This window comes from Lysobacter oryzae DSM 21044 (assembly GCF_059568595.1).
The window spans coordinates 166,328-178,530 of sequence record NZ_JCANTQ010000011.1 but is presented as its reverse complement, the minus strand read 5'-3'; the positions used below and the strand labels follow the sequence as shown (position 1 = coordinate 178,530).

Annotated in this window: 11 protein-coding genes and 1 pseudogene; 9 read left to right on the top strand and 3 right to left on the bottom strand. The window is 68.3% G+C overall.

Annotated elements, in window-relative coordinates; genetic code table 11:
* The first annotated feature begins 21 nt into the window (after positions 1 to 21).
* Positions 22 to 624, top strand: a complete 603-nt coding sequence (locus tag BP05_RS09125) for a rhomboid family intramembrane serine protease (protein WP_496362652.1) — start codon at positions 22 to 24, stop codon at positions 622 to 624.
* A gap of 12 nt (positions 625 to 636) precedes the next feature.
* Here BP05_RS09125 and BP05_RS09120 read toward each other — a convergent pair whose 3' ends face one another.
* A complete protein-coding gene (locus BP05_RS09120) occupies positions 637 to 834 on the bottom strand; it encodes a hypothetical protein (RefSeq protein ID WP_496362650.1) in 198 nt (65 codons plus the stop codon).
* A gap of 229 nt (positions 835 to 1,063) precedes the next feature.
* Here BP05_RS09120 and BP05_RS09115 point away from each other — a divergent pair, with 229 nt between their 5' ends.
* The 5 genes from BP05_RS09115 (at position 1,064) to cfa (ending at position 5,062) form a co-directional block, all read left to right on the top strand.
* The gene (locus tag BP05_RS09115; protein ID WP_496362648.1) at positions 1,064 to 1,840 is read left to right on the top strand and encodes a hypothetical protein; all 777 of its coding nucleotides are present in this window, start codon (positions 1,064 to 1,066) and stop codon (positions 1,838 to 1,840) included.
* Between the two features lie 51 nt (positions 1,841 to 1,891).
* Complete coding sequence (locus tag BP05_RS09110; protein WP_496362646.1) at positions 1,892 to 2,170, top strand: GNAT family N-acetyltransferase; 279 nt, start codon at positions 1,892 to 1,894, stop codon at positions 2,168 to 2,170.
* A gap of 61 nt (positions 2,171 to 2,231) precedes the next feature.
* Positions 2,232 to 2,945: a 23S rRNA pseudouridine(2604) synthase RluF gene (rluF, locus tag BP05_RS09105; protein ID WP_496362644.1), complete on the top strand. Its 714-nt coding sequence runs from the start codon at positions 2,232 to 2,234 to the stop codon at positions 2,943 to 2,945.
* Positions 2,946 to 3,052: 107 nt separating this feature from the next.
* The gene (locus BP05_RS09100; RefSeq protein WP_496362642.1) at positions 3,053 to 3,883 is read left to right on the top strand and encodes a DUF3298 and DUF4163 domain-containing protein; all 831 of its coding nucleotides are present in this window, start codon (positions 3,053 to 3,055) and stop codon (positions 3,881 to 3,883) included.
* A 63-nt stretch (positions 3,884 to 3,946) separates the two neighbouring features.
* Positions 3,947 to 5,062, top strand: coding sequence for a cyclopropane fatty acyl phospholipid synthase (cfa, locus tag BP05_RS09095; RefSeq protein WP_496362640.1), 1,116 nt, complete (start codon positions 3,947 to 3,949; stop codon positions 5,060 to 5,062).
* 16 nt (positions 5,063 to 5,078) lie between these two features.
* Here the strand turns inward: cfa and BP05_RS09090 are convergent, their stop codons facing one another.
* Positions 5,079 to 6,530 carry an amino acid permease gene (locus BP05_RS09090; protein ID WP_496362638.1) on the bottom strand — a complete coding sequence of 484 codons (1,452 nt, stop codon included), beginning with the start codon at positions 6,528 to 6,530 and terminating at the stop codon, positions 5,079 to 5,081.
* A gap of 121 nt (positions 6,531 to 6,651) precedes the next feature.
* Between BP05_RS09090 and BP05_RS09085 the strand changes: the two are divergent.
* The 3 genes and pseudogenes from BP05_RS09085 to BP05_RS09075 form a co-directional block, all read left to right on the top strand.
* A pseudogene (locus tag BP05_RS09085) lies at positions 6,652 to 7,305 on the top strand (UdgX family uracil-DNA binding protein); the annotation flags it as partial.
* Positions 7,306 to 7,423: 118 nt separating this feature from the next.
* On the top strand, positions 7,424 to 8,689 hold the full coding sequence (locus tag BP05_RS09080; RefSeq protein ID WP_496362636.1) for a glycerophosphodiester phosphodiesterase family protein: 1,266 nt from the start codon (positions 7,424 to 7,426) through the stop codon (positions 8,687 to 8,689).
* Positions 8,690 to 8,913: 224 nt separating this feature from the next.
* Positions 8,914 to 11,010: a M13 family metallopeptidase gene (locus BP05_RS09075; protein WP_496362634.1), complete on the top strand. Its 2,097-nt coding sequence runs from the start codon at positions 8,914 to 8,916 to the stop codon at positions 11,008 to 11,010.
* A gap of 68 nt (positions 11,011 to 11,078) precedes the next feature.
* Here BP05_RS09075 and dinB read toward each other — a convergent pair whose 3' ends face one another.
* On the bottom strand, positions 11,079 to 12,176 hold the full coding sequence (dinB, locus tag BP05_RS09070; protein WP_496362632.1) for a DNA polymerase IV: 1,098 nt from the start codon (positions 12,174 to 12,176) through the stop codon (positions 11,079 to 11,081).
* Positions 12,177 to 12,203 lie beyond the last annotated feature (27 nt).

Genomic DNA, 12,203 nt, shown 5'->3' with positions numbered 1-12,203 from the left:
AATCGCCGGGACCGACACGCAATGCTGACCTATCTGCTGATCGCCGTAACCGTGGTGGTTTCGTGGCTCGCCTTCGAGCGGCCGCCACTGCTGCAGCGCCTGATCCTGTGGCCGCCGGCGATCGACCGGTACCGGCAGTTCGACCGCCTGCTGACGCATGGTTTCATCCATGCCGACTGGTCGCACCTGCTGTTCAACATGATCACGCTGTTCTTCTTCGGCCGGGTGGTCGAGCGGGTGATGTCCAGCTACATCGGCCCGGTCGGCTACGGTCTGTTCTACCTGTCGGCGATAGTGGTCGCGATCCTCCCGACCTACATGCGCCATCGCCACGATGCGCGCTACAGCAGCCTGGGGGCCTCCGGCGGGGTGTCCGCGGTGCTGTTCGCGTCGATCCTGCTCGATCCGTGGATGTGGATCATGGCGCCGCTGCCGGTGCCGGGGTTCCTGTACGGAATCGGCTATGTCGCGTATTCGTTCTGGAAGGACCGGCAGGGCGGCGGCAACGTGAACCACAGCGCGCACCTGTCGGGCGCGGCCTACGGCGTGATGTTCATGCTGCTGATGGAACCGGGCGTGCTGCGCCACTTCATCGAGAGCCTGCAGGCCCCGCGGTTCCCCTGAGATCGGCGTGCGTCAAGCCGCGTAGCGGATCCGCGGCGACGAGCCGGGCTCGTTCGCACCATAAGTGGCGAACAGGCGGGCCTGGATGGCGGCGTCGATCGCGGCCAGTTCGTCGGCATGCGTGTCGGGATGGTCGGACAGTTCGAAGTAGCGGTGCATCAGCGCTTCGTCGCTGAACTGTTCGTAGTTGCCGAGATCGGGCTGGGCCATGGCGGTTCTCCCCTGCGGTGGTTGGACGAAAGCAGCTTCCATGCCAGTCGCAGGTGAGGGCGGAGGCCGTCCTTGGTGCCTGCCCGACACACCTGCATGCGATCGAACGCAGTGAGGCGGCGCACTCGGTCACGACCATCGCTCACCCCGCGTGAATGCCGCGCGTGCTACTCCGTCCCCAGCCGGTGCGAGCAGCGCCGGATGCGGACCAATGACCACGGAGGCGAGCATGGCAACCCGCAAGACCGCGAAAACCGCCCGCAAGGCGGTGAAAAAGGCCGCGACGCGCAAGGCGCCGGCCCGCAAGCTGGCCGGCAAAAGCACAGGGAAGACCGCGAAGAAGGCGGCAAGGAAGGTCGTGAAGAAGGCGGTGAAGAAGACCGCCGCCAAGAAGGTGGCCCGTAAGACCGTGGCCGCCCGCAGCGGTACGACCCAACCGGCGCGCAAGGCGGCGAAGAAAGTGGTCGCCAAGAAGGCGGCGAAGAAGGTTGCCAAGAAGGTCGCAGCGGCCGCCCGCACCCCGGCAAGGCCTGCGGCGACGAAGGCCGCAACGAACAAGGCCGCGGCAAGGAAGGCGGTCACGGGCCCGATGGACAGCGCAGCGGCCAAGCCGGCGCGGAAGAGCGCCAAGCCCGCCAGGGCCGAGCGGTCCTCCGAGGCCCGCGGCATGGCCCCGGCTGAGCAGGCCGCGACTACCCGCGGCCGCGCGCGCGGCTCGTCGCGCACGCGCAAGCCGCACCACATCACCCCCGAGGAAGCCTTGGCCAATACGCGCGAACTGCTGGAGGCCAAGCACGCGCGCGACCGTGAGCCGCCGCCCTGGCGCCAGTTCGATTCCGAGCACGGCTCGCCGCACCCGCAGGCAATGCCGCCGCGTGACGCGGAGCAGCAGGCCGAGGCGCACGCCCAGGCATTGCACCAGGCCGAGACTCGCCTGGATGCGATCCAGGGCAGTGTCAGCACGCAGGATCGCCATCGGCAGGGGCGTCGCGATGCCGGGGGCTAGACTCCCGCTCGATGTCCATCCACCGTCCTCGGAGCGCTTCCCCTGAACGCCATGCAGCCGTACGAAATCCACCATGATCCGGTCGCCCATCGCTTCAGCACCGTAGTGGACGGTGTCGAGGCCGAGGTCGACTACCACTACGACGGCGAGGTCCTGGTGATCAACCACACCGGGGTGCCCCGACCGATCGAAGGGCGGGGCATCGCCTCCGAGCTGGTGCGCGCGGCTTTCGAATTCGCCCGCGGGGCGGGGGTCAAGGTCCGGCCGGCCTGCTCGTACGCCGCCGGCTGGGTGCAGAAGCACAGGCAGTACGCGGACCTGCTGGCCTAGGTCCCCGCGGAAGCGGGAACGGGCGGCGTATCATTCCCCGCCCCCCGACTCCCGCGGTTCCATGCGTCTCAACAAGCACATCAGCGACACCGGCCATTGCTCGCGCCGCGAAGCCGATCGCCTCATCGCCGAAGGCCGCGTCACCATCAACGGGTTGCGCGCGCGCGTGGGCACCGAGGTGGGCAGGGGCGACCACGTCCTGGTCGACGGGCAGAAGCTGCAGGCGCGCACGGCCGCCAAGGGGCAGCGGCGCCATGTCTACATCGCGCTGAACAAGCCGGTCGGCATCACCTCGACCACCGAGTCCACGGTCAAGGACAACATCGTCGACTTCGTCGGTCACGAGAAGCGGATCTTCCCGATCGGACGCTTGGACAAGGACTCGGAAGGCCTGATCCTGCTGACCAGCAACGGCGACATCGTCAACGAGATCCTGCGCGCCGAGAACAAGCTGGAGAAGGAATACCTGGTGGCGGTCAACCACCCGGTCACGGACGAATTCCTGCGTGGCATGAGCCGCGGCGTGCCGCTGCACGGCGAGGTCACGCTGCCCTGCAAGACGGGCAGGCTCGGCAAGTTCGGCTTCCGCATCGTGCTGGTGCAGGGCCTCAACCGGCAGATCCGCCTGATGGCCGCCCATTTCGGCTTCCGGGTGAAACAGCTGCTGCGCGTGCGCATCGGCAACGTCAAGCTCGGGCACCTCAAGCCCGGGCAGTGGCGCAACCTGACCGACGCCGAACTGCGCGGCCTGCTGCCCCAGCGCACCGAATGGTGACGCTCGACTGACCTTCGCGGTGCCGGTTCGCCCGGCATTACGCGTAATTGTGAATACGGAAATCACGTTCTCGGCGATACTGTCGCCGGGATTACAAGGACTTGCCCATGCGCATGAATGTTTCGCGCACTTCGTTCGCGCTGGCGCTGCTCGTCGCCGCAATGCTGGCGGCCTGCAAGCGCGAGCAACCTGCGCCGGCGACCGCGCCGGCGGCGACGGCCCCCGCACCTGCGCCCGTGGCGGCGGTCGATGCCTCGCTGCAGGACGTCACCGAGCACACCGCCGACTACATCATCGGCATCAGCTATCCGCCGGTGGCGGGCAAGTATCCGGCGTTGGCCACGGAGCTCAAGCGGTATGCCCAGGGCGCACGCGCGGAACTCGTTGAAGCCGCCAAGGGACGCGCGAAAGGCGAGGGCAGCGCGCCCTACGAGCTGGTGCTGCCGTTCACCGAGCTTCATGTCTCGCCCACCCTGGTTTCGGTCGGAGTGGATGGCAGCAGCTACACCGGCGGAGCGCATGGCGCGCCGCTGATCGCGCGCTGGGTCTGGCTGCCCCAGCAGGACCGGCTCCTCCGCGCGAGCGACCTGGTCACCGACACCAAGGGCTGGGAAGCCGTCTCGATGCTCGTGCGCGAGCAACTGCACACCGCGCTGTCACAGCGCGTCGACGCCGATGAGCTGCCGCCTTCCGAGCGCGTGGAAGTGCTCAAGGGCGCCAACAAGATGATCGAGGACGGGACCGAGCCGGATCCGGAGCATTTCAGCCAGTTCGAGCCCATCGTCGGCAGCGACGGTCGCATCCGCGCGGTGCGCTTCGTGTTCCCGCCATACCAGGTCGGTCCGTATTCGGACGGCACCCAGACGGTCGAGGTGCCTTCCGCTTCGCTGCTGCCCTACATCGCCCCTGCCTACCGGAGTCTGTTCGAAGGCGGGTAATCCCATGCGTACAGCCACCTTGAGCTGACCGCCATGTTCGCCACGCACTCGCCCACCGCCGCGATGCGGACACACCCGCTCCGGCAACGACTGGAACGGCTGCTCGCGCCTGCCGATGTCCGCATCGACGGCGAGCGCGAGTGGGATCTGCAGATGCACGATCCGCGGCTACCCATGCAGCTGCTGGCGCAGGGATCGCTCGGCCTGGGCGAGTCTTACATGGACGGGTGGTGGGACACCGGCTCACTGGACGGGCTGTTGTACCGGCTGCTGGATGCACGCATCGACGAGCGCGTGCGCGGGATCGCCGCCGTGCTGGACGGCCTGCGCGCACAACTGTTCAACCTGCAGACGCGCAGCCGCAGCTTCACCGTGGGCGAACGCCACTACGACCTGGGCAACGATCTCTACGCCGCGATGCTCGGCAAGCGGCTGGTCTACAGCTGCGGTTACTGGCGCCGGGCGGGCACGCTGGACCAGGCCCAGGAGGCGAAGCTCGACCTGGTCTGCCGCAAGCTCGGACTGCAGCCCGGCATGCGCGTGCTGGACATCGGCTGCGGCTGGGGCGAGGCGCTGAAATTCGCGGCCGAGCGCTACGGCGTCGCAGGCGTCGGGGTCACCGTCTCGCACGAGCAGGCCGAGTTCGCCCGTCGCCTGTGCGCCGGCCTCCCCATCGAGATCCGCGTGCAGGATTACCGCGAGCTCGATGGGAAATTCGACCGCGCCTTCTCGATCGGGATGTTCGAACACGTCGGGGTGAAGAACTACCGCCGCTACTTCGAGGTGGCACGCGCCTGCCTGCCCGACGACGGCCTGTTCCTGCTGCACAGCATCGGCAGCAATGTCTCGCAGCACCACACCGATCCCTGGATCGCGCGCTACATCTTCCCCAACTCGATGCTGCCCTCCGCGGCCCAGATCGCGCGGGCGGTCGAAGGCCGGTTCGTGGTCGAGGACTGGCACGGCTTCGGCCCCGACTACGACCGTACGCTGCAGGCGTGGCGCACGAACATCGAGGCCGCGTGGCAACAGCTCCCGGACTACGACGAGCGCTTCCGCCGGATGTGGCGTTTCTACCTGGCCGGGTCGATGGCCAGCTTCCGCGCGCGACGCATCCAGCTGTGGCAGCTGGTGCTGTCGCCGCGCGGCCTGCGCGGCGGTTACGACGCGCCGCGCTGAAGTTGATGCCGGGCAGTCAGTCCTTCGCTGCCAGCTTGCTGTGGCGCATGCCGTAGCCGAAGTACACCAGCAAGCCGATCGCCATCCAGATCAGGAAGCGCTCCCAGGTGATCCAGGGCAATTGGGACACCAGCCAGATCGAGAAGGCAATACCGATCAGCGGGACGACCGGTACCCACGGGGTGCGGAACGCGCGCGGAATCTCGGGACGGCGCCGGCGCAGCACGATGACCGAGCTGCAGATGACGATGAAGGCCGACAGCGTGCCGATGTTGACCAGCTCGGCGACTTCGCCGATCGGCAGCAGCCCCGCGACCACCGCGCTCACTGCGCCCAGCAGCAGCGTCGGCCGGTGCGGAGTGCCGTAGCGCGGATGGACCTTGGCGAACCACGCGGGCAGCAGCCCGTCGCGCGCCAGCGAAAACCAGATGCGCGCCGCCGCGAGCAGGAAGGCGAACATCACGCTGATGATGCCGGTGACCGCGGCGATCGAGATGGCCACGCTGATCCAGGGCATGCCCAGGTTCTTGAACGCGTCGGCGACGGGCGCATCCGTGCCCAGGGTGCTGTAGTGGGCGATGCCGGTCAGCACCAGCGAGATCGCGATGTACAGCACCATCGACACGCCCAGCGACAGCAGCACGGCGCGCGGCAGGTCGCGTTGCGGATTCTTCGACTCTTCAGCTGCGGTGGTAAGCGTGTCGTAGCCGAACACCGCGAAGAACACCACCGCGGCGGCCGTCACTACGCCGGAGAAGCCGAAGTGGCCCTTGCCGTCGGCGCCGATCACGCGTTCGGGGATGAACGGCGACCAGTTGGCGGGATCGATGTAGAAGACGCCCACGCCGATCACCAGGATGACGGCGATGACCTTGATCGCCACGATGACGGTGTTGAAGCGCGCGCCCCATTCGGTACGGATGGTGAGCAGGCCCGCGATCAGCAGCGACACCGCCGCGGCGATCACGTTGAAGACGCGGCCTTCGCCGGTGCCCATCGCGCCCTGCGCCCAGACGGGGAGATGCACGCCCATGAAATCGAGGATGGACATCACGTATCCGGACCAGCCGCTGGCCACGGCGGCCACGATCAGCGCGTACTCGAGCAGCAGGTCCCAGCCGATCAGCCAGGCGGCGAATTCTCCCAGCACGGCATAGCCGTAGGTGTAGGCGCTGCCGGTGACCGGGATCATGCCCGCGAACTCCGCGTAGCACAGCGCGGCGGCCGCGCTGGCGATGCCGGCGATGATGAAGGCCAGCGCCACCGCCGGCCCGGCGTTGGCCGCGGCCTGCTGTCCCGCCAGCACGAAGATGCCCACGCCGATGATCCCGCCCAGGCCGATGCCGGTGAGTTGCCACAGGCCCAGCACGCGGCGGAAATCCCCGCGCGATCCGGCTTCGGCCTGCAACTGTTCGATGGACTTGTGGCGCGTGAGTGCAGCGGCGAGAGCGCCGTTGGGCTTGCTCATCGAAATGTTCCCCTGGGACGGTCCGCCGCGATCATAGCGAATGCACGGCCCGCGACGGGCGGCACCGTTCGGGGTGTGTCGCGCCACGGCGCCTCCACGCCGAGCGGCCGAAAATGCCGCCATGGCCAGCAAGCGTCCCCGTCGCCCGCCCAACGCGCGGGCCGTGCCCGAGGGCAGTGCGCCCGAGCCGGTCGACAACAGCCTCGCGGCGCTGCGCGATGCCGCGCTTGCCTGCAAGCGCTGCGACTTGTGGAAGCCGGCGACGCAGACGGTGTTCGGCGAAGGTCCGGCGCGTGCGCGCATCGTGGTGATCGGCGAGCAGCCGGGCGACCAGGAAGACCTCAGCGGACGGCCATTCGTCGGTCCGGCCGGCAAACTCTTCGACCGTGCGCTCGAGGAGCTGGGCATCGATCGCGGCGCGATGTATGTCACGAATGCGGTGAAGCATTTCCGCTTCGAGCAGCGCGGCAAGGTGCGCCTGCACCGCAGTCCCGACCCCGGGCAGCAGAAGGCCTGTCGCGCATGGCTGGAGGGCGAGCTGGCGCGCATCCGTCCGCAGGTGATCGTCTGCCTGGGAGCGATCGCCGCCAAGGCGATCCTCGGCAGCAGGTTCGGCCTCATGCGCCAGCGCGGGCAGTGGCAGGAACTGGCGAATGGAGTGCGGGTGCTGGCCACCGTGCATCCGTCGTATGTGCTGCGCCAGCGCGACGCGGAGTCGCGCCGTGCCGCGTACGCGTCCTTCGTGCGCGACCTGCAGGCGCTGGCCGATTCATGACGGCGCTGCACTTGCCGCGGCATCACTCGCCGCGGCCGGCCTCCCGCAACCTACGCCATCGACGATCTGCCTCCGACGGGGAAGCCGGCATTCCCGCGGCTTGCGAAAGAGGTTCATCATGCGCGGCAAGCTGCTTGCCGCCTGCGTGGCCCGCGCCGTCATGGCGCTTGCTCCGGCGGCGTTCGCCAGGGACGCCCATGCCGTGACGCCAGTTCATCGCACCGACCACCAGGGCCTGATCGTGATCGGCCATCGCGGCGCGAGCGGTTACCGGCCCGAGCACACGCTGGAGTCGTATCGCCTCGCGATCCGCCAGGGTGCCGACTTCATCGAGCCGGACCTGGTGGCGACAAAGGACGGCGTGCTGGTCGCGCGCCACGAGAACGAGATCTCGGGCACCACCGATGTCGCCTTGCATCCCGAGTTCGCCAACCGGCGCGCCACCAAACTCGTCGACGGTGCGGCGATGACAGGCTGGTTCACCGAAGACTTCACCCTGGCCGAGTTGAAGACCTTGCGGGCCAGGGAGCGCATTCCCGCGGTGCGGCCGGCCAACACCCGCTTCGACGGCTTGTACCAGATCCCGACGTTCGCGGAGGTCGTGCGCCTGGCCAAGGCCGAAAGCCGCGAGGGCCACGTGGTCGGCGTGTACCCGGAGACCAAGCATCCAACCTACTTCGCCAGCGAGGGCCGGCGCCTGGACGGCAATCCGATCGGGGTCCCGCTCGGACGCAAGCTCGTGGACACGCTGGTCGCCGAGGGCTTCACGGATCCGCGGCGCGTCTTCATCCAGAGCTTCGAAGTCGCCAACCTGATCGAACTGAGAAAGTCGATCATGCCTGCGGCGGGAGTGGACTTCCCGCTGGTGCAGCTGTTCGGCGAGATCCACTCGACCGGTCCGTACGATTTCCGCTGGAACATCGCCAATCACGCCGACCTCGCGGCCGTGTATGGCGAACTGCCCGCGGCAATCGGCGGCATCGATGCGGGCACGCTTTACCAGGCGCTGGCCACCGAGGCTGGCCTGCGATGGATGAAGGCGAACTACGCCAGCGGCATCGGTCCCTCGAAAGCGAACCTGCTGCCGCGCGGTGGACCCACGCCGAAGGCCGATGCCGATGGCCACGGCGACCCGCAGCGGACGCGCAATGCCGGACTGAGGCCCCCGTTACTGGCGCATGCGCTCGAGGCTGGGCTGGTGGTCCATCCCTACACCCTGCGCGCGGAAGAGCCTTGCCTGGCGCAGGCGCCAACAGGGATCAAGCAGCCGGTGATTGACGAAGCCGTGCAGCTCTACGGGCTCGGGGTGCAAGGCTTCTTCATCGACCAACCCGACCTCGGCGTTGCGGCGCGCGACATCTTCCTGGAAGGCAGGCTGCGCTGAACGGCGGCGACGCCGGACGATCCTGCCCAGCGCCCGTTCTTGACGGGCGTTTCGCATTCCTGGACTAGCCCTAACGTCACATGCGTGTCCGGGAGCGCAGCTGCTAGGTTCCAGGCGCACCGCATGGCCTGCCACAGGGCCTCGAGCCCTGCGGCAGGCGCACCGCATGGCCTGCCACAGGGCCTCGAGCCCTGCGGCCTACCGGACCATCCACGGAGAACTTCATGGCCGTTCCCCCGCTCAAACCACTGGTCGCCGGCTGCGTCGCCGGCGTCCTTGCCCTGGCCGGTTGCGATGCCGGCAGGCATGCCGCATCCGAAGCGCAGGCATCCACCCGCGTGCCTGCGTTCAAGCTCGACGAAAGCAGGTTGCCGCAGGTGCCGGGCTTCGCCGCCAGCGACCTCGATCCCGGCAAGGGCGCATGCGCCGACCTCGACGCGTACGTCAACGGCAAGTGGAAGGCGGCCAATCCGATCCCCGCCGATCGCACCGACTGGGGCCTGTACGAGGCCATGAGCGAACGCTCGCTCGCGGTCCAGCACCAACTGGCCGAACACGCCGCGAGCAGCAGCGGCAGCGACGCCGAGAAAATCGTGGGCGACCTGTGGGCGACCGGCATGGATGCCGGCAAGCGCAACGCGCAGGGCATCGGGCCGCTGCAGGCGCGGCTCGCCGCGGTCGATGCGCTGGCCGATGGCGCGGACGTGGCCGAGTTCCTGCGGCAGTCGTTCGCCAAGGGCGAGGGCTACGTCTTCAGCTTCGGTCCCAGCCCGGATTTCAAGGATTCCAGCGTCAACATCGCCTACGTCACCCAGGATGGCCTGGGCCTGCCCGATCGCAGCTACTACTTCGATGCCGACAAGAAGCAGGCGCGCGCCGCCTACCAGGCGCATGTCGCCAGGTTGCTGGAGCTGTCGGGCGTGACCGCCGCCGACGCGGCCACGCAGGCCAAGGACGTGCTCGCGTTCGAGACGCGCCTGGCCAAGGTGTCGAAGTCGAGCGAGGAACTCTCGCGCGACACCGCGCTGTATTACCACCCGGTCTCGGTCGCCGAGGCCGACAAGCTCACCCCGCATTTCGCGTGGAGCGAATTCTTCGCCGCCCAGGACGTGGAGGCGCCGGAGATGTTCTCGCTGGCGATGCCGGCGTTCCAGCAGGAGTTCGACCGCATGCTGGCCGACGTGCCGGTCGCGACGTGGAAGAGCTATCTGCGCTTCCACATGGTCGACGACGCCGCGCGTTTCCTCAGCGACGATTTCGCCCGGCAGTACTTCGAATTCCACAACAAGGCGCTCAACGGGCAGAAGGAAATCCAGGAGCCGTGGAAGCGCGTGCTCGGCACCATCAACCGCCAGGCCGGCGAGGCAATGGGCCAGCTCTACGTGCAGGCGACGTTCCCGCCCGAATCCAAGGCCAAGGTGCTGGACATGGTCCAGAACATGCGCGACGTGCTGAAGGCGCGCCTGGAGAAGCTGGAGTGGATGGGCGATGCCACGCGGCAGAAGGCGCTGGCGAAGTGGGCGACGTTCACGCCCAAGATCGGCTATCCGGACCGCTGGCGCGACTGGTCGGGACTGGAGACCAGCCGCGACAGCTACATCGGCAACGTGCTGGCCGCCAACGAGTTCAACTATCGCTGGAACCTCGCCAAGATCGGCAAGCCGGTGGACCGCAGCGAGTGGGGGATGAGCCCGCAGACTGTGAATGCCTACTACAACCCGCAGCTCAACGAGGTCGTGTTCCCGGCGGCGATCCTGCAGCCGCCGCTGTTCGACCCCAAGTCGGACGACGCGCTCAATTACGGCAACACCGGCGCCACGATCGGCCACGAGCTGATGCACGGCTACGACGACCAGGGCAGCCGTTTCGGCCCCAGCGGCAATTTCGAGAACTGGTGGACGCCAGCCGATGCCAAGGGCTTCGCGGACCGCAGCGAGAAGCTGGTGCAGCAGTTCAATGGCTACGAGGCGCTGCCGGGCACGAAGGTCAACGGCCGCCTGACCCTGGGCGAGAACATCGCCGACCTGGGCGGCATCGAGATCGCCTACGACGCGATGAAGAAGGCTGCCGGCAACACGCCCGATCCGATGGTCGAAGGCATGACGCGCGACCAGCGCTTCTTCGCCAGCTACGCCCTGAGCTGGCGCAGCACGATGACGCCGGAATCGCTGAAGGTGCTGGTGGCGTCCAACCCGCACGCGCCGGCGAACTTCCGCGCGGTGGCGCCGCCGTCCAACATGCCGGAGTACGCGGCGGCATTCCGCTGCAAGGAAGGCGACCCGATGGTGCGCACGGGCGACAAGCGCGTCGTCATCTGGTGACGCCGGCGCGACCCAGGGCGTCGTCCTTCCTGTCGATTGCGCGGAGGAGGACGCCGCCCGCGGCGGCATCAGCCGAACAGGTCGTCCTGCGCCGCCGCGCTGTCCTGCTGGATGAACCCCGAGAGTCCGACACCTACCAGCCGGTAGCGCGTCCGGCTCGGCAGCTCGACGCGTGCGCGCAGGTCACACGCGATATCGGCGAGGTCCTGCAGCGATCCGGGGCGCGAAGCCGGCGTCAGGCTGCGGGTCAGGGTGCGGAAGTCCGAGGTCTTGAGCTTGAGCACGACGGTGCGCGCGAGGCGGCCGTGATCCGACGCGCGCTCGCGTTCGTAGCCGGCCCAGGTCTTTTCGGCGAGCCGGCGGATGTGCGGTTCCAGTTCCTCCAGCAGCAGGTCGTGCTCGAACGTGTCCTCCGCCGAGATCTGCATCGTCGGCCGTTCGCTCTGGACCGGGTAGTCGTCGATGCCCAGCGAGAGGTCGTGCAGGCGGTGTCCCCAGCGGCCGAAGCGCCGTTCCAGTTCTTCCACCCGCAACGCGCGCAGGTCGCCGACGGTGGTCACGCCCAGTTGGGCGAGCTTGGCTTCCATCACCTTGCCCACGCCCGGCAGGCGGCCCACCGGCAGCGGTTCCAGGAAGGCGAGCACCTGGTGCGGGCGAATCACGAACTGCCCGTCCGGCTTGCGCCAGTCGCTGGCGATCTTGGCGAGGAACTTGTTCGGGGCGATCCCGGCCGAAGCGGTGAGCAGCGTCTCGTCGCGGATCGCCGCGCGGATCGCCTCGGCTGTGGCGGTGGCGGTCGGCAAGCCGGTCTTGGTCGTGGTGACGTCCAGGTAGGCCTCGTCCAGCGACAGCGGCTCGATCAGGTCCGTGTGGCGCGCGAAGATCTCGCGCACCTGCCTCGACACGGCCTTGTAGCGGGTGAAGTCCGGCGGCACGAAGATCGCCTGCGGGCACAGGCGTTCCGCGCGCACCGCCGGCATCGCCGAGCGCACGCCGAACCTGCGCGCCTCGTAGCTTGCCGCGCACACCACCGAGCGCGCGCCGCGCCAGGCCACGACGACGGGCTTGCCGCGCAGGGATGGGTCGTCGCGCTGCTCGACGGAGGCGTAGAACGCATCCATGTCGACGTGCACGATTTTCCGGGGAGCGGGGGGCTGTGAAGGCACGGCGGAAGTGTAGCGGCGTACCCTTGC